Annotated in this window: 20 protein-coding genes and 1 tRNA gene; 15 read left to right on the forward strand and 6 right to left on the reverse strand. The window is 66.6% G+C overall.

Features of this window, described 5'->3' with window-relative positions; translation table 11 throughout:
* Positions 1–29 precede the first annotated feature (29 nt).
* Positions 30–105 (forward strand) — tRNA-Thr (locus IEX41_RS15275).
* 176 nt (positions 106–281) lie between these two features.
* On the opposite strand, the gene IEX41_RS15280 is transcribed toward IEX41_RS15275, so the two are convergent.
* Positions 282–1,154: a LysR substrate-binding domain-containing protein gene (locus IEX41_RS15280; protein ID WP_188791119.1), complete on the reverse strand. Its 873-nt coding sequence runs from the start codon at positions 1,152–1,154 to the stop codon at positions 282–284.
* Positions 1,155–1,277: 123 nt separating this feature from the next.
* Here IEX41_RS15280 and IEX41_RS15285 point away from each other — a divergent pair, with 123 nt between their 5' ends.
* The 7 genes from IEX41_RS15285 (at position 1,278) to acuI (ending at position 8,519) form a co-directional block, all read left to right on the forward strand.
* Positions 1,278–2,426: an ABC transporter ATP-binding protein gene (locus IEX41_RS15285; protein WP_188791120.1), complete on the forward strand. Its 1,149-nt coding sequence runs from the start codon at positions 1,278–1,280 to the stop codon at positions 2,424–2,426.
* A 32-nt stretch (positions 2,427–2,458) separates the two neighbouring features.
* Positions 2,459–3,445 (forward strand): carbohydrate ABC transporter permease, encoded by a 987-nt coding sequence (locus IEX41_RS15290; protein WP_188791283.1) that lies wholly within the window; start codon positions 2,459–2,461, stop codon positions 3,443–3,445.
* Entirely contained in the window at positions 3,442–4,425 is a 984-nt protein-coding gene (locus IEX41_RS15295) for a carbohydrate ABC transporter permease (RefSeq protein ID WP_188791121.1), read from the forward strand. Before IEX41_RS15290 ends, IEX41_RS15295 begins: the two co-directional genes overlap by 4 nt.
* Positions 4,426–4,511: 86 nt before the next feature.
* On the forward strand, positions 4,512–5,732 hold the full coding sequence (locus IEX41_RS15300; RefSeq protein WP_373285649.1) for an extracellular solute-binding protein: 1,221 nt from the start codon (positions 4,512–4,514) through the stop codon (positions 5,730–5,732).
* 57 nt (positions 5,733–5,789) lie between these two features.
* Positions 5,790–6,644 carry a phosphodiesterase gene (locus IEX41_RS15305; RefSeq protein WP_188791123.1) on the forward strand — a complete coding sequence of 285 codons (855 nt, stop codon included), beginning with the start codon at positions 5,790–5,792 and terminating at the stop codon, positions 6,642–6,644.
* Positions 6,641–7,408, forward strand: a complete 768-nt coding sequence (locus IEX41_RS15310; RefSeq protein ID WP_188791124.1) for an HAD-IIA family hydrolase — start codon at positions 6,641–6,643, stop codon at positions 7,406–7,408. Before IEX41_RS15305 ends, IEX41_RS15310 begins: the two co-directional genes overlap by 4 nt.
* 118 nt (positions 7,409–7,526) lie before the next feature.
* Positions 7,527–8,519 carry an acrylyl-CoA reductase (NADPH) gene (gene acuI, locus IEX41_RS15315; RefSeq protein WP_188791125.1) on the forward strand — a complete coding sequence of 331 codons (993 nt, stop codon included), beginning with the start codon at positions 7,527–7,529 and terminating at the stop codon, positions 8,517–8,519.
* 237 nt (positions 8,520–8,756) lie between these two features.
* On the opposite strand, the gene IEX41_RS15320 is transcribed toward acuI, so the two are convergent.
* The 5 genes from IEX41_RS15320 to IEX41_RS15340 all read right to left on the reverse strand — a co-directional run bounded on the left by IEX41_RS15320 (position 8,757) and on the right by IEX41_RS15340 (position 14,078).
* Positions 8,757–10,961 (reverse strand): NADP-dependent isocitrate dehydrogenase, encoded by a 2,205-nt coding sequence (locus tag IEX41_RS15320; protein ID WP_188791126.1) that lies wholly within the window; start codon positions 10,959–10,961, stop codon positions 8,757–8,759.
* A 338-nt stretch (positions 10,962–11,299) separates the two neighbouring features.
* Positions 11,300–12,097, reverse strand: coding sequence for a lanthanide ABC transporter permease protein PedC (gene pedC, locus IEX41_RS15325; RefSeq protein ID WP_188791127.1), 798 nt, complete (start codon positions 12,095–12,097; stop codon positions 11,300–11,302).
* Complete coding sequence (pedB, locus tag IEX41_RS15330; RefSeq protein ID WP_188791128.1) at positions 12,094–12,816, reverse strand: lanthanide ABC transporter ATP-binding protein PedB/LutE; 723 nt, start codon at positions 12,814–12,816, stop codon at positions 12,094–12,096. Before pedB ends, pedC begins: the two co-directional genes overlap by 4 nt.
* A 17-nt stretch (positions 12,817–12,833) precedes the next feature.
* Entirely contained in the window at positions 12,834–13,643 is an 810-nt protein-coding gene (locus IEX41_RS15335) for an ABC transporter permease (protein ID WP_188791129.1), read from the reverse strand.
* 231 nt (positions 13,644–13,874) lie between these two features.
* Entirely contained in the window at positions 13,875–14,078 is a 204-nt protein-coding gene (locus tag IEX41_RS15340) for a hypothetical protein (protein WP_188791130.1), read from the reverse strand.
* A gap of 173 nt (positions 14,079–14,251) precedes the next feature.
* Here IEX41_RS15340 and IEX41_RS15345 point away from each other — a divergent pair, with 173 nt between their 5' ends.
* From IEX41_RS15345 to pqqD, 7 genes are all read left to right on the forward strand, one after another.
* Positions 14,252–15,790, forward strand: a complete 1,539-nt coding sequence (locus tag IEX41_RS15345; RefSeq protein WP_188791131.1) for a sensor histidine kinase — start codon at positions 14,252–14,254, stop codon at positions 15,788–15,790.
* A gap of 9 nt (positions 15,791–15,799) precedes the next feature.
* Positions 15,800–16,480: a response regulator transcription factor gene (locus IEX41_RS15350; protein WP_188791132.1), complete on the forward strand. Its 681-nt coding sequence runs from the start codon at positions 15,800–15,802 to the stop codon at positions 16,478–16,480.
* Positions 16,481–16,535: 55 nt separating this feature from the next.
* Positions 16,536–17,009, forward strand: coding sequence for an acyl-CoA thioesterase (locus IEX41_RS15355; RefSeq protein ID WP_188791133.1), 474 nt, complete (start codon positions 16,536–16,538; stop codon positions 17,007–17,009).
* Between the two features lie 149 nt (positions 17,010–17,158).
* Positions 17,159–17,251 carry a pyrroloquinoline quinone precursor peptide PqqA gene (gene pqqA / locus IEX41_RS15360; protein ID WP_076694518.1) on the forward strand — a complete coding sequence of 31 codons (93 nt, stop codon included), beginning with the start codon at positions 17,159–17,161 and terminating at the stop codon, positions 17,249–17,251.
* A gap of 25 nt (positions 17,252–17,276) precedes the next feature.
* On the forward strand, positions 17,277–18,173 hold the full coding sequence (gene pqqB, locus IEX41_RS15365; protein ID WP_188791134.1) for a pyrroloquinoline quinone biosynthesis protein PqqB: 897 nt from the start codon (positions 17,277–17,279) through the stop codon (positions 18,171–18,173).
* Positions 18,170–18,916: a pyrroloquinoline-quinone synthase PqqC gene (gene pqqC, locus IEX41_RS15370; protein WP_188791135.1), complete on the forward strand. Its 747-nt coding sequence runs from the start codon at positions 18,170–18,172 to the stop codon at positions 18,914–18,916. The genes pqqB and pqqC overlap by 4 nt, the downstream gene beginning before the upstream one ends.
* Complete coding sequence (pqqD, locus tag IEX41_RS15375) at positions 18,913–19,215, forward strand: pyrroloquinoline quinone biosynthesis peptide chaperone PqqD (RefSeq protein ID WP_188791136.1); 303 nt, start codon at positions 18,913–18,915, stop codon at positions 19,213–19,215. Before pqqC ends, pqqD begins: the two co-directional genes overlap by 4 nt.
* Positions 19,216–19,258 lie beyond the last annotated feature (43 nt).

Below are 19,258 nucleotides of genomic sequence, written 5' to 3' on the forward strand. Positions count from 1 at the left end.
GCCTCGGTGCTATGAGGCCGCCCACCAGTGCCGGTGTAGCTCAGCTGGTAGAGCACGTCATTCGTAATGATGGGGTCGTAGGTTCGAGTCCTATCACCGGCACCACTGGTCCCCAGGCCACGATCCTCGGGTGGTCTTGCCTTCGCGGTCGAGGCTCTGACCTCATCCACACATTTTCATTTCATTGCCTTGCTGCCCCATGCAGGCCTGATGCGACTCGCGCGGGGGCTACCTCGATGCGACGATCCGGCACCCGCCCTGCAAGGCACGCGGCTGACCGATCAAAGATCCGGTGCCGTGCTTTCCATGAAGGCCCGCACCACATCGGTTGATGCGCGGGTGGCAAGGCAGAAGGCGTATTCGGGAAATTCGCCGGGGATCTCGTGGATAGGGACGCGGACCACGTCGTCGCTGCGCCCGGTGGCCGCGTCGAACATGAAGCCGATGCCAAGCCCCTGCGCCGCCGCCTCGTAGACCGCCTCACGCGATTCCAGCCAAAACAGCGGCTCCAGCGTCAGTTCATGTGCCCTGAGTGCCGCGTTCAGCTCGCGCTGGGTCTGGGACCGGCCGCTGCGAAACAAAAGTGGCTGATCCTGCAAATCCGCCAGCCTCAGCACGCGGTAGCGCGCAAGGGGGTGCGCGGCTGGTACGAGGGCCACCAACGATTGCATCAGAAGTGGGCGGCGTAGGATGGTGCTGCCCGAAGGCGCTTCGGTCAGGATGCCGAGGTCCACCTGCCGGTCACGCACCGCCGTCACCACGTCCTGCCAGTTGCCGAACGAGATATCGATGCGCACCCCGGGATAGCGCCGCCGGAAATGCGCCACGTGGCGCATGGCCGGGCCGGGCGCGCCGGCTGCGATGGACAGCTCGCCCACCTCCATGGCGCGGGAGGATAGAAGGATCGCGGCAGCATCGCGTTCGGTGTCGCGCAGCTCTGCGGTGCGTTGGAACAGCCGGTCGCCCAAGGGCGTCAACTCGGCCCCGGTGGAGGTGCGTTCGAACAGGCGCACCTCGAACCCCTCTTCCAGCGCCTTGATCTGCGCGGTGATCGCTGGCTGCGAGATGCCCAGGGACCGGGCCGCGCGGGAAAAGCTGCCGGTGGACGCCACCTCGTTGAAGGCGCGCAGCTGGGTTGGTGTGGGTCGTTTCATCGGCATGGGCCTTCGCGTCGCCTCGGGTTTTCCGGGCCATAACCTAAAGTGATAATGTGTCACGCAGGCTACAAGAAACTGGCCTAGGTCCGCCTCGACCGCTTAGCAGAAGAGGACGGGATCTTGGCCACAGTCACCCTCAGGGACATCCACAAGAGCTTTGGCGACACGGACGTGTTGCGGGGCGTCAGCCTCGACATCGCCGATGGCGAGTTCGTGTCCCTCGTGGGGCCGTCGGGCTGCGGCAAGTCGACCCTGCTGCGCATCATCGCCGGGTTGGAAAGCCAAAGCTCGGGGCAGATGGCCATTGGCGGCACGCCGGTGGATGGCGTGCGCGCCGCCGACCGCAACCTGTCCATGGTGTTCCAGTCCTACGCGCTTTACCCTCACCTGACCGTGGCCGAGAACATCGCCGTGCCCCTGCGCATGCGCCAGCTGAGCACCGCACAGCGCCTGCCGGTGGTGGGGTCGTTCCTGCCGGGGGCCAGTGCGGCGAACAACGCGATCTCGGCCCGCGTGGCCGAAGCGGCCGAGACGCTGGAAATCGGCGCGCTGCTGAACCGCAAGCCGGGGCAGCTGTCGGGCGGGCAACGTCAGCGCGTGGCGCTGGGGCGGGCGCTGGTGCGCAACCCCGCCGCCTTCCTGCTGGACGAGCCGCTGTCGAACCTCGACGCCAAGCTGCGGGTGCATACACGCCTGGAGATTGCGGAACTGCACAAGCGCCTGGGCGCGACCTTCATCTACGTGACCCACGATCAGGTCGAGGCGATGACCATGTCCGACCGCATCGCGGTGATGATGGGCGGCGAGATCCTGCAATGCGACACGCCGGACCGCATCTACGAAGACCCGTCCGACCTGCGCGTGGCGGAATTCATCGGCTCGCCCAAGATCAATGTGCTTCCGGCAGAACGGGATGCGACAGGGCGTATCAGCGTTCTCGGCGCGCGGCTGGCGATGCACCTTCCGGGGCCGCGCGGGCCATTGCAGCTGGGCCTGCGCCCCGAGGCAATCAGCATCGGCAATGACGCGCCCATGCTGATGTCGCGCAGCGTCCACCTCGAGAACCTCGGGCCGGAGTTGCTGCTGCATGTGGCGCTTGATGGCATGGACCAGCGGCTGACGCTGCGGGTGGACCCGTCCCTGCGCGGTCAGCTTGCGCCGCGTCAGGCCATCGGGCTGCGGTTCGACCCCGCCCGCGCGCTGGTCTTCGACGCCGAAGGTCGCCGCCTGCGGGCGGACGCCCCCGTGCGCGAGGCGGCCTTCGCATGACTGCCCTTGCCGCCTCCGTGACCGCCGCCCCGATGCCCGCCGCCCACGCGAACCCCGAGCTGCGCCAGAGCCGCGCCGCTTGGGCCATGACCGCGCCCGCGCTGGCGCTGATGCTGACCATCCTCGTGGCACCGGTGCTGCTGGCCTTCGGGCTGAGCTTTACCGACTATTCGCTGGGCAACCCGTCCTTCAACTGGGTGGGTTTTGACAATTACGAGCGGATCTTCACCCGCTCGACCTATGCCAAGATGCTCTGGGCCACCTTCGTATACGTCATCACCGTGGTGCCGCTGTCGCTGGGGCTTGGCCTCGGGGCGGCGCTGCTGATCCAGTCGGTGGGGCGGGGGGCCGCGTTCTACAAGGCGGTCTATTTCCTGCCTGTGATGGCGACGCTGCTAGCCATGACCATCGTCTGGCAGCTGATGCTGCACCCGTCCATCGGGGTGGTGAACCGCACGCTCGAGGCGATCTGCGCGCAGCCCGCGCTGCATGGCCTGCTGACCTTGCAGGCCTTCGGGGCCTCGCCGCAGGCCACATGGCTGGGCCGCGTCTGCACCGAAGGCCTGCCGGTCTGGCTGGGCGATCGGGACTATGCCCTTGGCATCGTGTGCTTCATCGGCATCTGGCAGGGTTTTGGCTTCAACATGGTGCTCTACCTTGCGGGCCTCACCGGCGTGCCACGCGATCTTTATGCCGCGGCAGAGCTCGACGGTGCCCGCAGCGCGTGGGAGCGGTTCCGGCTGGTCACTTGGCCCGCGCTGGGGCCGACCACGGTCTTCGTTGTCACCATCACCTGCATCCGCGCCTTCCAGTCCTTCGACACGGTGGAGGTGCTGTTCTCGCCCGGGGGCGGCCCCGGAAAATCCGCCTACGTCATGATGTTCGCCATCTACGAGAAGGGCATCAGCCAGAACCTCGTGGGCATCGGCGCGGCGATCACGGTGCTGTTCCTCGTCTTCGTCATGATCCTGACCCTGATCCAGCGCCGGATCACCGAACGCAAGGTGCATTACGCATGACCCGAGCTTCCCAGTTCCGCCTTTCGGAACTCCTCAAGCACGCGGTGCTGCTGCTGGGCGCGCTGGTGGTGCTGGCCCCCTTCGCGGTGATGATCAGCACCTCGCTCAAGTCCCCCGGCGAGATCGAGCGTGGCACGGGCGGCTTCTTCGGCGCCCAGGCGCCCATGGTGAACGAACGCTGCGCCATGGCGAATGCGCCCCGCCGCGATGACCTTGACGCCGCGCGGGCCGCCGATCCCGGCCTCACCGATGCCCGCCTGATGGAGGCACTGACCGCCGAGGTGCGCGAGGCCTGCACCACCAGCCCCATCGCCTTCAACTACGGCTCGGCCTTCTCCGAGGCGCCACTGCTGCGCTACCTGCTGAACGGGGTGATCGTCACCGGGTCGATCTTTTTGCTGCAGATGATCGTTGCACTGCCCGCCGCCTATGCCCTGTCCAAGCTGCGCTTCTGGGGCCGGGACGCTGTGTTCGGCATGGTGCTGTTCTGCCTGCTGATCCCGGTCCATGCCATCGCACTGCCGATCTACCTTGGCCTTGCCAAGATGGGGCTGACCAACACCTATGCCGCGCTGGTGATCCCTTGGGTGATCTCGGCCTTCGGGATCTTCCTCATGCGGCAGTTCTTCATGACCGTGCCCGATGACCTCGTGGATGCCGCCCGCATGGACGGCATGTCCGAGCTGGCCATCGTCTGGCGGGTGATGCTGCCCACCGCCATCCCGGCGCTGCTGGCCTTCGCCATCTTCTCGGTGGTGGCGCATTGGAACGACTATTTCTGGCCGCGCATCGTCGTCACCGGCGACCGCAGCCTGTTCACCCCGCCGCTGGGCCTGCGCGAATTCCAGGCCGGGTCCGACGGCAACCTCTACGGCCCGATGATGGCCACGGCGACGGTGATCGTCGTGCCGCTGCTGGTCGCCTTCCTGCTGGCACAGCGCCGTTTCATCGACGGCATCACCCTGTCGGGCATGAAGTGACCCCCTCTCCCTCTTTTTCGCAAATCAACCCACGGAGCGATCCAATGACCAGCCTTCCCACCCGTCTCGGCCTTGCCGCCGCCCTCATGTGCGGTGCCTCCACCGCCGCCCTCGCTCAGGACAAGGTGACGATCGAGTTCGCCTATCCCTACGCCGCGCTCTTCGACGTGACCTACGAGGCGATCCTGCCTAAGTTCTACGAGGCGCACCCGGACATCGAGGTCAAGTTCCGCGCTTCTTACGAGCAATACGAGGACGCCTCGAACACCGTGCTGCGCGAAGCCGTGTCGGGCAACCTGCCCGACGTGACGATGCAGGGTCTCAACCGCCAGCAGATCCTCGTGGAGAAGGGCATCGCCAACTCGCTCCAGCCGTTCATCGCCGATGAGGCCGATTTCCAGCAGGACGGCTACCACGAGGCGATGCTGTCGCTCTCGACCTTCGATGGCGATGTCTACGGCCTGCCGTTCTCGGTCTCGCTGCCGGTGGGTTATTACAACATGGACCTGCTGGAAGTGGCGGGCATCGACGCGCTGCCCACCACCTGGGACGACGTGGTGACCGCCTGCGAGGCGCTGAACGCAAGCGGCAGCGGCAATCCGATTTACTGGGACTGGGCGATCACCGGCAACTGGTTCTTCCAGGCGCTGATGTGGGATCAGGGCAAGCCCACGGTCGAGAACGCGCGCATCAACATGGACAGCCCCGAGGCGCTGGTGGTGCTCGAGACCGTGCAGAAGATCGTCGACGGCTGCGAGATGAAGAACCTCAGCAGCGACGAGGCGGTGTCGACCTTCGCCGCCGGTGATCTGCCGATGATGTTCACCTCGACCTCGAACGTGGGCCGTATGATGACCATCAAGAGCGACTTCGACTTCGTCACCGGCAACTTCCCCGGCATTGACGGCACCCCCGAAGGCCTGCCGGCAGGCGGCAATGCGGCGCTGATGACCTCGGCCTCGGACGATCCTCGTGTGCGCGAGGCGGCGTGGCAGTGGATCAAGTTCATCACCTCGGGCGAGGGCGCGGCAGAGGTGGCGCGGACCACCGGCTACATGCCTCCGAACAAGGCGGCGAACGACATCATCCTTGCAGATTTCTACGACCAGAACCCGCAGAAGAAGACCGCCGTGGACCAGCTGCCGCTGCTGTCCGACTGGCAGGCCTATCCCGGCGACAACGGACTTGCGATCACCCAGGTGATCTATGACGGGCTCGAGCGCATCGTCATCGGCGACGCCACCGACATGGAAGAGCTTCAGCAGGAGCTGGTCGAGGAAATCGACGACCTGCTTCCCAGCAGCTGATCAAGGCCCGTGCCGTCCGGCCCCACGCCGGGCGGCACCGATCCAAGGAAGACCCACATGAAATTCATCCATCTCACCGACACCCATGTGATCGGCGGCGACCGCACGCTTTATGGTGGCGATCCGGCGCAGCGGCTTGGCCTTGCGGTCGACAGCATCAACCGCGAACATTCCGATGCGGCCTTCACCGTTGTGACCGGCGATCTGACCCACTGGGGCGATGCTGATGCCTACGCGGCGTTCGAGGCGCAGATCTCGCGGCTGGCGATGCCGCTGGTGCTGATGGTCGGCAACCACGACGTGACCGAGGCGTTCTCGGCCACCTTCCCCGATGCCCCTCGCGACGAGGCCGGTTTCGTGCAGAGCACGCGCCAGACGCCGCAGGGCACCTGCCTGTTCCTCGACACGCACCAGCCCGGCACCCATGCGGGCCACTACTGCGCGACACGGCGCGCTTGGCTGGCGCGGCAGCTGAATCAGACCTCGGGGCCGCTGCTGATGTTCATGCACCATCCGCCGTTCGCCACCGGCATCGCGGCGATGGATGCGATCATGATGCAGGATCACGCCGTCTTCTGGGACGTGATCGAGCCGCACAAACACCGCATCCGCCACCTGTTCTTCGGCCATGTTCACCGCGCCATGTGGGGCAACTGGCGCGGCATCTCGTGGTCCTGCATGCGCGGGCTAAACCACCAGGTTGCGCTGGATCTGACCCCCGGCATGACGTCGATCCCCGGCGATCTTGGTGCGCCCGCCTATGGCGTCGCGCTGGTGGACGAGGATTGCGTCACCGTCCACCTGCACGAATTCGCCAGCACCGCGCCGCGCTTCACGCTGGACGCACCCGATGGCGGTGACAGCGCCGCGTATGCGCTGTCCATGCAGCACGACGGTTACGCCTTTCCATGACCGATCCCGCAGTGACGGTCGGTGACCGTTTCACACGGGCGCGCGCCCAGCTGGGCCGCGCCACCCGCATCCTGTGCGATCTCGACGGTTGCATCGTCTCCGGGGATCGGCTGCTGCCAGGGGCGAAGCGCTTTGCGAAAGCCATGGGTGACCGGCTGGTGATCGTGTCGAACAACTCCAGCGACACGCGCGAAACCCTGTCGCGGCGCCTCACTGCCCTTGGCCTTCCGGTCGCCCCCGCGGCCATCGTGCTGGCCGGCGAGGCCGCGCTCGAGGCGGCGCGGCAGGAGGCACCCGGTGGCAGGCTCTGCCTTCTGGCAAGCGACGCGCTGACGGGCATGGCGCGGGCCATGGGGTTCGATCCCATGGCAGAACGGGCTGAGGCGGTGGTGCTTTGCCGCGATACAGCGCTTTGCCTCGGGCGGCTGGAGATGGCGCTGCGCCACTTGTCGCGCGGTGTTCCGCTGGTGGTCGCCAATCCCGACCTGACCCACCCCGGACCGGATGGCCCCGCCATCGAAACCGGCGCGCTGCTGACCCTGCTGCAGGCCTGTCACGACCCGGTCCGCGTGGTACATGTGGGCAAGCCCGCGCCGCTGCTCTTTCGCCGTGCGCTGGGCGGCGTCGCCCCGGGCGATGCGGTGATGCTGGGCGACAACCCCGCCACCGACATCAGCGGTGCACGCGCCATGGGCATGGCGGCGATCCGGCTTGCCGCGCCGGGCGGTCCCTGCGGCTTTCCCACCCTGCAGGATCTTGCCTGAGGTCGCCGCCCGAACACCCCCGTTGCAAATGTCAGACATTTGCATGACACTGCCGGAAACGGGTCATGGCCACGCCTTTGGCCTTGCGAAGACACACCGGCGATAGGGGAGACTTGCCATGTTCGACGCCATTCTCATCGACAAGACGGACGACGCCCAGACGGTCACCACCAGTCAGCTGGCCCCCGAGCAGCTGCCCGAGGGTGATGTTCTGGTCGAGGTTGCCTACAGCACGCTGAATTACAAGGACGCGCTTGCGATCACAGGCAAGGGGCCGGTGGTGCGCAAGTTCCCCATGGTGCCCGGCATAGACTTCTCCGGCATCGTCCGGGACAGCAGCCACGAGGATTTCAAGCCCGGCGACCGGGTGGTTTTGAATGGCTGGGGCGTGGGGGAAACCCACTGGGGCGGCCTTGCGGGCATGGCGCGGGTCAAGGGCGACTGGCTGGTGCCCCTGCCGGACGGCATCTCGATGCGGCAGGCCATGGAGATCGGCACCGCCGGCTATACCGCGATGCTGTGCGTGATGGCGCTGGACCGCTGCGGCGTCAAACCGGGGGACGGACCCGTCGCCGTGACTGGGGCCGCTGGCGGCGTCGGGTCCGTGGCGACGACGCTGCTGGCTGGGCGGGGCTTCGAGGTGGCCGCTGTCACCGGCCGCGCCTCGGAGGCGGAGTTCCTGCGCGGCCTCGGCGCGTCTGAGATCGTGGACCGCGAAGAGCTGTCGGGCAAGCACCGCCCATTGGCCAAAGAACGCTTTGCCGCCGGCATCGACGTGGCGGGCAGCGGCGTGCTGGCGAACCTGCTGTCGATGATCCGCTACGGTGGCCGCGTCGCGGCCTGCGGGTTGGCGGCGGGGATGGACCTGCCGGCCACGGTCATGCCCTTCATCCTGCGCGGCGTCACGCTGGCGGGCGTCGACAGCGTGATGTGCCCGATGGAGCGGCGGCTCGAGGCGTGGCGCCTTCTGGCGCAGGAGCTGGACCTCGACAAGCTCGGCGCACTGTCGGTGGAGGTGCCGTTCTCCGAGGTGATCGACACCGCGCCCCGCTTCCTCGAGGGGCAGGTGCGGGGCCGTATCGTGGTGCCAGTCGCGCCGGATCTGGCCTGAGGCTGATCGGGGCTGAAACGCCCCCAAGTGCTATCTGAAGGGCACCGGATTTTCAGCTCTGGTCTTGGCCCCCGCCGCCTGCGCCGACATGGCTTGATCGAGGCCAATCCGCGCGGCCCGCGGAACGCAAGGGTGACAGCGCAAGATGCGGATGACACAGGAGGCTGACGAGGCCATTCCCCATGAAAAAGGCCCCCGCCCGAACTGCTCGGGCGGGGGCCTTCCTGTTCTTGGCGCTTACGCGAAGATCGCGTTCAGCGTGGCCGAGGGGCGCATCACCGACGCGGTCTTGTCTGCGTCACCGTGGTAGTAGCCACCAAGGTCCGCCGCGCTGCCCTGCGCCGCCGCCAGCTCACCGGTGATCGCCGCTTCGCCGTCGGCAAGCGCCTTTGCGATGGGGGCGAAGTGGGCGGCGAGGTCGGCATCGTCGGACTGTGCCGCCAACGCTTCGGCCCAGTAGCGGGCGAACCAGTAGTGGCTGTCACGGTTGTCGGGCTCGCCGACCTTGCGTGACGGGCTGCGTCCGTTGTCGAGGATGCCCTGCGTCGCGGTTTCCACCGCAGTGCCCAGCACCCGTGCCTTTTCGTTGTCCTTCTGGTCGGCGTAGAACTTGAAGCTCTCGCCCAGGGCACAGAATTCGCCGAGGCTGTCCCAACGCAGGTGGTTCTGTTCCTGCAGCTGCTGCACGTGCTTGGGGGCCGAGCCGCCAGCGCCAGTCTCGAACAGGCCGCCGCCGTTCATCAGCTTCACGATCGACAGCATCTTGGCCGAGGTGGCCAGCTCGAGGATCGGGAACAGGTCGGTGAGGTAGTCGCGCAGCACGTTGCCGGTGATGGCGATCGTGTTCTCACCCTTGGTGATGGTCTCGAGGCTGGCGATGGTCGCTTCGCGGGGGGCCATGATCTCGAACTTGTCGGCAACGCCCTTGGCCTCGAGGATCGGCTTGACGTAGGCGATCAGCTCGGCGTCATGGGCGCGGCTTGCGTCGAGCCAGAAGATGGCGCGGTAGCCGGTGGCCTTCTGACGGTCGATGGCCAGCTGCACCCAGTCCTCGATCGGCGCCTTGCGGGCCGAGGCCGAGCGCCAGATGTCGCCCGCTTCGACGGCGTGCGAATGCAGCACGGTGCCATCGTCGAGGATCATCTTCACGGTGCCCGCTTCGGGAATCTCGAAGGTGGTCGGGTGCGAGCCGTATTCTTCGGCTTTCTGAGCCATCAGGCCGAGGTTCTGAACCGTGCCCGCGGTGGCGGGGTTCAGCGCGCCGTTGGCCTTGAAGAACTCGATCGCCGCGTCATAGACCGGCGCGTAGGAGTTGTCGGGGATCACGCAGTTGGTGTCGTGTTGCGCGTTGTCCGGACCCCAGCCCTTGCCGCCGTCGCGGATCAGCGCGGGCATCGACGCGTCGATGATCACGTCGGACGGCACGTGCAGGTTGGTGATGCCCTTGTCAGAGTTCACCATGTACATGGGCGGACGGGTGTCGCGCACGTCTTCGATGGCCTTGAGGATCTCGGGCTCGTCCTTGACTCGCTCCAGCAGCGCACCGAGGCCGCCGTTGGGGTTCACGCCGAGTTCCTTCATCTTGTCGCCGTACTGCTCGAAGACCGGGGCAAGCCATGCCTTGACCGCGTGGCCGAAGATGATCGGGTCCGAGACCTTCATCATCGTTGCCTTCATGTGCAGCGAGAACAACGTGCCCTCGGCCTTGGTCTTCTCGATTTCCTCGGCGAGGAAGGCGTCAAGCGCGGCGGCGGACATGTAAGTCGCATCGACCACGGTGCCCTCGGGGTAGCTCACGCCATCCTTGAGGACGGTCTCACCGCCTGCGGTCTCGAGCACGATCTTCGCGGTCGCCGCCTTGGGCAGCGTCGCGGAGACCTCGTTCGAGAAGAAATCGCCGCCGGACATGGACGCAACGCGGGTCTTGGACTCGGAGGTCCACTTGCCCATGCGGTGCGGGTTGTCCTGGGCGAACTTCTTCACGGCAGCCGCGGCGCGGCGGTCCGAGTTGCCCTCGCGCAGGACGGGGTTCACCGCCGAGCCCTTGAGGGTGTCATACTTGGCGCGCGCCGCCTTCTCCTCGTCCGTGGACGGAGAATAGGGGTAGTCGGGAAGGGCGTAGCCTTGGGACTGCAGCTCCTTCACCGCAGCCACCAGCTGCGGCTCGGACGCCGAGATGTTGGGCAGCTTGATGACATTGGCCTCGGGGGTCTTCACCCACTCGCCGAGCCAGGCAAGATCGTCGGACTGCTTTTGCGCGTCGGTCAACACCTCGGGGAAGGTCGCGATGATTCGACCCGCAAGCGAAATGTCCTTGGTGCCGACGGTGATTCCCGCCGCCGAGGCAAAGCTCTGGATGATCGGAAGCAGCGAGGCCGAGGCCAGCTCGGGCGCTTCGTCTACCGTGGTATACACAATATCAGGAGTCTGTTTGTCAGCCATGTTTTCTAAAGCCCCTCCAAGGTCATGGGAAAACGCCGGGATCGGTCACCGGCAGCAGAATACAGGCTTGGCTGTAGCATTGCACGGCCCGGTCTTAAAGCGCCTATCGGTCGCCCTTGGCGGGTGTTTGCGCCGCAACTGGCTGAAAATCGCGCTGCCTTGCCCCCGATGTTGGCGCTTCCGATGGGTCGGGACACCTCCGGCGAGCGTATTATCCGAAGAGAAGAAACAGGGGGCCGCGCCTTTGCACTGCCATGTCATGCCGGTCAGCATCTTGCGTTTCTTCTCTTTCCAAATACGCACCCCTGCGCCCTCGACACCGGCGCGGCGCCCGTGGATCAGCCCTGCCTGCGCCGCCTTGTCATGCCGTAGGCAGGATCGTAGCCCACCACCGCAAGCCCGAAAAACAGCGCGAAACAGGCGGTGACCCAGCCAAGCGCGGGCAGGTTGAGCTCGAGGTAAAGCGCGAAGCGGATCAGCTCCACCGCGTGAGTGAACGGGTTCCAGGCGCAGATGTCGCGCAGAAGCTCGGAGCTTTCGGCCATCTTCCACAGCGGATAGAGCGCCGTGGACATGAAGAACATCGGGAAGATCACGAAGTTCATAACCCCTGCGAAATTCTCGAGCTGGCGGATGGTGGACGAGATCAGCAACCCCAGCGCCCCCAGCATCAGACCCGAGATCACCAGCGCCGGCAGCGCCGCCACGTAGCCCCAGCCGGGGAGGGTGATGCCGAAGCCCGCAGCCACGGCCAGAAACACGTAGACCTGAAGGATCGACACCGCGACCCCGGCCAGCAGTTTCGACAAGAGCAGCCACCACCGGGGCAGGGGCGAGGTCAGCAGCAGGCGCATCGACCCCATCTCCTGATCGTAGACCAGTGACAGTGACGATTGCATCCCGTTGAACAGCTGGATCATGCCGCACAGGCCCGGGACGATGTAGATCTCGTAGGTGATGTAGGTCTGGTAGGGCGGAATGATCGACAGCCCCAGCGCCGCCCGGAACCCTGCCGCGAAGACCACGAGCCACACGAGCGGGCGCACCAGTGCCGCAAGAAAACGCGAGCGCTGGTGGACGAAGCGCAGCGCCTCTCGGCGCACGATTGCCAGCATTGCCGTGATCCAGACCTTCATCGCGCCGCCTCCGTGCCGCCGGTCATCTGCATGAATACCTCGGACAGCGGCGCGCCGCGGTGCAGGCGTTCGGCGCTGTCATGGGCCAGCACGCGCCCTTGGTGCAGCACCACCACGTCGTCGCTGTCGCGAATCTCGTCCACCAGATGCGTTGCCCAGAGCACCGTCAGCCCGTTCCCCGCCAGCCCGTGCACGTGGTCCACGATGGCCTGCCGCGACTGGAAGTCGAGGCCAACGGTCGGCTCGTCCAGCAGCAGCACCTGCGGGCGATGGATCAGGGCGCGGGCGATCTCCATCCGCCGCCGGTGGCCGCCGTTGAGATTGCGAACCTTTTCGGCCGAACGCTCGGCCATGCCCAGCCGGTCGAGCGCATCGGCAGCGCGGGCGTCGGCCTCGCGCCCGGCGATGCCGTGCAACGCCGCGAAATAGCGCATGTTGCGCGCCACCGACATGTCCAGATCCAGCGTCGGCTGCTGGAACACCACCCCGATGCGCGACAGCGCCGCGCGGGGCGCGCGCGCCATGTCGTGCCCGGCCACGGTGATCTGCCCCTCGCGCGTGACGAACAGCCGGGTGAGCAGCGAAAACAGCGTCGATTTGCCCGCGCCGTTCGGCCCCAGCAGCGCGGTGAAGCCTGGCCTCAGGGCAAAGCTCACCCCGTCGAGGGCGCGCTTTGGCCCATAGCTGTAGCCAAGGTCGGTCACCGAAAGGGCAGTCATGCGGGCGAGGTCTCCGGTCATTGGCGCCAGCGCGCGGCGCGGCGCTCCCATGGTTGCAGGATCATCCATTCCACGGCCAGCATTACCGCGATGAAGCTGAAGGCGTAGACCAGCACCATGGTCACGTCGAAGAGCTGGAAATAGAGGTGGATCTGGAAGCCCACCCCGTTCGAGCGCCCGAGGAATTCCACCACCAACACGATCTTCCAGATCACCGCCACCCCGGATCGGGCCGACGCAGTGATGAATGGCATCAGCTGCGGCAACACCACGTGGCGCATCCGGCGCAGCCACGGCAGCCGGTAGGCATGGGCCATGTCCGACAGCCGCGGGTCGAGTGACCGGGCGCCCTCGCGGATGACCGTGGCGACATTGGGGATCTTGTTCAGGGTGACGGCGGCGATGGCGGCGGTCTCGGTGAGGCCGATCCATAGGTAGCACAGCACGATCAGCACCAGCGCGGGCAGGTTGAGGAAGATCACCAGCCACGCATCGAGCCAGCGGTCCACCGCCGGGTATCGCCCCATGACCAGCCCCAGTGCGATGCCGAGGCTCATGGCCAGCGCAAAGGCGGCGATAACCCGCATCAGCGTCCAGCCAAGGTGATAGGGCAGCTCTCCGCTGGCAGTGGCGCGGGCGAAGGGCGCTATCAACTCCCACGGTTGGGGCAGGACGCTGCTGTCGGCGGTCTGCGTGGCGGCGACGATCCAGACGAGGCCCAGCAACAGGATGGACAGCGCGGTGACCCCGAGGCGACCGTTCCGTCGACCGGACGCGCGCGCACCGGCGCGCGGCAGATGCTCTGCCGTCTGCTGCGTGTGCAACATGATCCTCCCTTCCTCCGGGACTGATGCTGACGGCAAGCGGCGGCAAAGGTCAACCGATGCGAAAGGCGCAGGCGACGGATGATACGAAACATGGTGGGGTGAAGAGTGTCTGTAACGACGGTCTCAGGGGCGCGCTGGTTGACCCACTCAATCGGTCGGGCTCGGACGTCCCGGGCCCGATGGGCGGGTCAGGTCACGCGGCCGGCCCTCCCACGGGGCCGCGTGACCGGGTCAGACGTCTTTTTCGCCGGGCCGGAGCGTCTGGCATTTCCAGCCGGTCACAAGGTAGCGGGGGTGCGTTTCGGTCCACTTGGCAAGTTCGGGCTGGGCGCCCATCATGCAGGCCATGGGGGTAACGTCGTTATAAAGAAGGCTGCGTTTCTGACACTGATCCGGTGCCGAGGACAAGCAAGCCATGAAGAGGAGTTCTATCATGATTGCCTCGCTGAGTAGGGATGTGATGCGATCCCAGCTTCTCCACGGAACGGCAAACAAAGCGTCGACGTTCCGCTCCGGTGGATGCTGCAATGCAGCATCTGGCAAAAGTTTTGCCCTTCGATCCGGCGTGTGACTAAATGATGTGCAGAGTTTAAAGGTTTTACTGCCGAATGTCGCGCTTCTTTCCCACGTCTCTCAAGGCCCGGCTGGGCGCCGGGGCTGCCGTTCTGGGAGGAATGACGCTGTTGCTGGCGGCGGTGCTGTGGCTTGGCATGGCGCAGGTGTCACAGCGCCTTGACGCGGCGCTGGCGGCAGAACGGCGGCTGGATCAATACGCGGCGCTGTCGACGCAGGTGTCCACCTTCATCGTCGTCGCCGCCGAGGTGATCCAGACCGCGCAATCGCCGAAAACCCGCGTCGACCGCACGGACAGCACCGCGCAGATGATCGAACGCAGCTTTAGCATCCTGCGCGCCGGACTGGACATGGAGGTGGCCGAGGCGCGTGGCCTTGATGCGCGCAGCCGCCGGGCCTCGCAGTCTCTGCTGATCGCGAGGATGGAGGCGCTGTTCGCCGGGCTGCGCGGGGCGCTGACCTCGGAGCTGACCGACGTACAGGCCCTGCGCGGCCACCTCGACCGCTTTGCCAGCGGATTCGAGCCACTGCTGGCGCAGGCGGTGAACGAGGAAAAGCGCCTGCGGACCGAGATCCTGTCGGGCATCGACGCGCTGCGTGGCTGGCTTGTCACCGCAGCCGCGGTGATGGCGGCGCTGGCGGTGGTTCTGGTTGCGGGGGCCCATCTTGGCCTTGTGCGGCCGCTGGTGCGGCGGCTGGACCTGCTTGGGGATGCGTCGCGGCGCATCGGGGCCGAGGATTTCGCCGTCGCCCTGCCGGAAGGGCGCGACGAGATCGGCCGTCTTCAGGCGCAAACCAACCGCATGGCCGCCACCCTTGCCTCCCGCGCCGATGAGGTCGCCCGTGACCGTGCGCATCTGAACGAGATCATTGCCGACCGGACCTGCGCTCTCGAGGCCGCCAACCAAAGGCTCGAGCGGACGGATGAGGACCGCCGCCGCTTTTTTGCCGACATCAGCCACGAGCTGCGCACGCCGCTCACGGTGATCCTGATGGAGGCGCAACTGGGCGCGAAGGGCGGCGATTTCGCCACTATCGAAAGCCGCGCCCGGCGCCTGAGCCGCCGCATTGATGACCTTCTGCGGGTGGCACGGTCGGAAACCGGGCAGCTTGCGCTTGATCCCGCGGCGGTGTCCCTGCCTTGGCTGCTGCAGGAGGCCGAGGCCGAGACGGCCGCTGAGCTTTCCAGCGCCGGGATGGAGCTGACCCGCGAGGCAAGGGACGCAACGGTGCTGGCTGATGCCAACTGGTTGCGGCAGGTGGTCGTGGGCCTCATCCGCAACGCCATTCGCCACGCCCGCGACGGTGGCACGCTGCATCTTGGCGTGCGGGCAGTGGGTGGCATGGGCGAGATCACCGTCACTGATGCCGGCCCCGGCATCCCGCCCGAGGACCAGGCCCGCGTCTTCGACCGTTTTGCCCAGGGGCAGCCCGGCAGCCAGGGGTTCGGCATCGGTCTTGCCCTGGCGCGCTGGGTGGTGGACCAGCAGGGCGGCACGATTACGGTGCAAAGCCCCGCAGACGATGGTCGCGGCACACGACTTGTGGTTCGACTTCCCCTCGTGGCCGGGTAACCTGTGGCGATGAACAACCCGCCCCGCCTTCTTGTCGTCGATGACGATCCCGAGATCTGTTCGGCCCTCGCCCGAGGGCTGGCCCTACATGGCTACGAGGTCGAGACGGTAAATCGTGCAGACCTTGCGCAGGACCGCCTGCTTCAGCCCTTCGACGCGGCCATTGTCGATGTCATGCTGGGCCGGGACAGCGGGATCGAGCTGGTACGCGCTGCCCGTGCCCGCGGCGCCGCGCTTCCGGTGGTGATGCTGTCGGCGCTGTCGGACGTGGACCACCGGGCCGAGGGGCTTGAGGCCGGCGCCGATGATTACGTGGTCAAGCCGTTCTCCTTCGACGAGCTTGTGGCCCGCATTCAGGTGCAGCAGCGCCGCGCCGCCGATCTGCGCCCGGCGCCTGCCCGGCTCGACCCCGCCAGCAGGAGCCTTGTCCATGGTGCGCGCGAGGTGCAGCTGACCGACCGGGAATATGCCCTGCTGGACCTGCTGGCGGGGCATCCGGACACGCCGATGCCCCGCGCGCAGATCTTCGATGCGCTCTGGGCCGGTGATTCCGGCTCTGAGAATGTGGTGGATGTCTACATCGGCTACCTGCGGCGCAAGCTCGCCCCTGCCTCCGATTTCGGCTTCGAGATCGTCACGGTGCGGCACAAGGGCTTCTGTCTCAAAGGGATCGCACCGCAGGGCGCTTGACCGCTTGACGGCAATTGTGCATCGCCCACCCTAATCCATAAAGCAGGAGTGAGCCATGGACCCCCGCCAACTCGAGATGACCGTATTGATGACGCCCGACATGGCGAATTTCAGCGGCAAGGTGCACGGGGGCGCGCTTCTGAACCTGCTCGACCGGGTGGCGTTTTCCTGCGCTTCGCGGTTCTCGGGGCGCTACGCGGTGACGCTGTCGGTGGACCAGGTGACGTTCAAGCAGCCGATCAACGTGGGCGAGCTGGTGACCTTCCGTGCCGCGGTGAACCATGCGGGCCGCACCTCCATGGAGGTGGGCATCCGCGTCGAGGCAGAGGACATCCGCAACGGCACCCGCCGTCACACCAACTCGTGCTATTTCACCATGGTGGCGGTGGACGATGACGGCAAACCCGCCGAGGTGCCCGAACTCAAGATCCTGACCGAGGTTGAGGACAAGCGTCACCGCGCTGCGGGTATGCGCAAGAAGCTGCGCCGCGAGTTCTCGGAAGAGATGCGCAAGGCGGCGGAGGGCTGATCTTCCCCTGATCGGGCCCATGGTTAACGTAGTGTTACCGACCAAAGTCTGAGGGTTTCACAGAATATAAGACTCGCGCGCGGCCCCTTCGGTTTGGCAGTCTGGTGTTGCTGACAACACGTCACAGACCAACCGGAGGAGGAACCCAAATGGCCTGGAGCAAGCCCGTTATCCGCGAAATCGAGTGCGGCATGGAAATCAACATGTACGGTCCGGAACACGACGACGGCGTCCTGTTCTGATCTGCTCGCGCGCGGGAGGGACCATATGACATTCCGCGCGCGGATACTCGGGGCAGCTGCCGGTGGCGGACTCCCGCAGTGGAATTGCGGCTGCCGAAACTGCAACGATGCCCGTGCCGGGGTGATCCCGGCCCAGTCGCAAAGCTCGCTCGCGGTTTCCGGCAACGGCACCGACTGGGCGATCCTCAACGCCTCGCCCGACATCCGCACCCAGCTTGCCGTCACGCCAGAGCTGCACCCGACCGGACTGCGCGAGATGCCGCTGCGCTCGGTGCTGGTGACCAATGGCGACATCGACCACGTGGCGGGGCTTCTGACGTTGCGCGAAATGCAGCCCTTCCGGCTGCTCGCGACCCCCGGCATCCACGAGGTGCTGGACGCCAATCCGATCTTTTCCGCGCTGCGCCCCGAGGTGGTCACGCGCGAGACCATCGCCCTCGATATGCCCTTCGAGCTGGCCCCCGGCCTCACGGCGACGCTGTTCGCGGTGCCCGGAAAGGTGCCGCTCTACCTCGAGGGCGATGAGGTGCAGACCGATCTCATGGGCGACCAGACCGTGGGGGTGGAGCTGACGGCGGGCGAGGATACCGCCTTCTACATCCCCGGCTGCGCCCTCCTGAACAATGCGCTGCGTAAGCGACTTCAGGGCGCGGCGCTGCTGTTCTTCGACGGTACGCTCTGGCGCGACGACGAGATGCTGCGCGAGGGGCTCGGCCACAAGACTGGCCGCCGCATGGGTCACATGTCCATGAGTGGTGAGGACGGCTCTCTAACGGCCTTCGCCGGGCTGGGGATCGCCCGCAAGGTCTACGTGCACATGAACAACACCAACCCGGTGCTGCGTCCTGCCTCGCCAGAGAGGGCTGAGGCGGAGGCGGCGGGCTGGATCATCGGTAAGGACGGGATGGAGGTGACCACATGACCCAGACACGCGAGGCCTTCGAGGCCCGGCTGCGCCAGATCGGCACCGAACGCTACCACGACCGCCACCCGTTCCACCACCGTCTTCACGGCGGCGACTGCACCCCCGACGAGGTGCGCGCCTGGGTCATCAACCGCTACCAGTACCAGCATTGCATCCCCCTGAAGGACGCCGCGTTCATGAGCCGGGTCGAGGATCCCGACCTGCGGCGCGCCTGGCGTAGCCGGATCGAGGATCACGACGGCACCGACACCAACGAAGGCGGTATCCGCCGCTGGCTGCGGCTGGCGGATGCGGTGGGCCTCGACCGCGATTACGTCGCCTCGCGGCAGGGCGTGCTGCCCGCGACCCGCTTCGCCGTGGAGGCCTATGTGCGCTACGTGCGCGACAAGTCCCTGCTCGAGGCGGTGGCGGCCTCGCTTACGGAACTCTTCGCGCCGAAGATCCACGCGGGCCGGATCGAAGGGCTGCTGAAGCATTACGATTTCGCCGACGACAGCGCCCTCAGCTACTTCCGCAACCGCCTGACCGAGGCTCCCAAGGACGTGGCCTTCGGCCTTGACTGGGTGCTGGGTCACGCGGACACCGCCGAAAAGCAGGACGCGGCGGCGAATGCGCTGATCTTCAAGACAGAGGTGCTCTGGGCCCAGCTTGATGCGCTCTGGGGCGCCTATGTCGAAGGCCGCATCCCGCCGGGCGCGTGGCAGCCGGGCGAAGGCCTCGCCAGCCCGAAGGCGGCATGATGGACCCGCACGCGATCCCGGTCCTGCCGCGCGGGGTGCGCCTGCACCACGACAGGGTGCGCGGCACTTGGGTGCTGCTCGCGCCCGAACGCGCCGTCACCCTCGACCAGACCGCCCACGCGATCCTGTCGGAGGTCGATGGCACCCGCAGCCTGTCGCAGATCACCGCCACGCTCGCCGCCCGCTACAACGCCCCCGAGGCCGAGATCGCAAAGGACGCCGCAGGCTTCCTAGGAGCGCTGTGCGACCGCCGCTTTCTCGACCTCGCGCAGGAGGACGCCCCCCCGCCTGCACGCTAGCCGGGCAGAGCCGCAGGCACCGCGGCCCGAGGGACCGCGCCGC

The organism is Salipiger pallidus (genome assembly GCF_014643635.1).
GTDB lineage: Bacteria > Pseudomonadota > Alphaproteobacteria > Rhodobacterales > Rhodobacteraceae > Salipiger > Salipiger pallidus.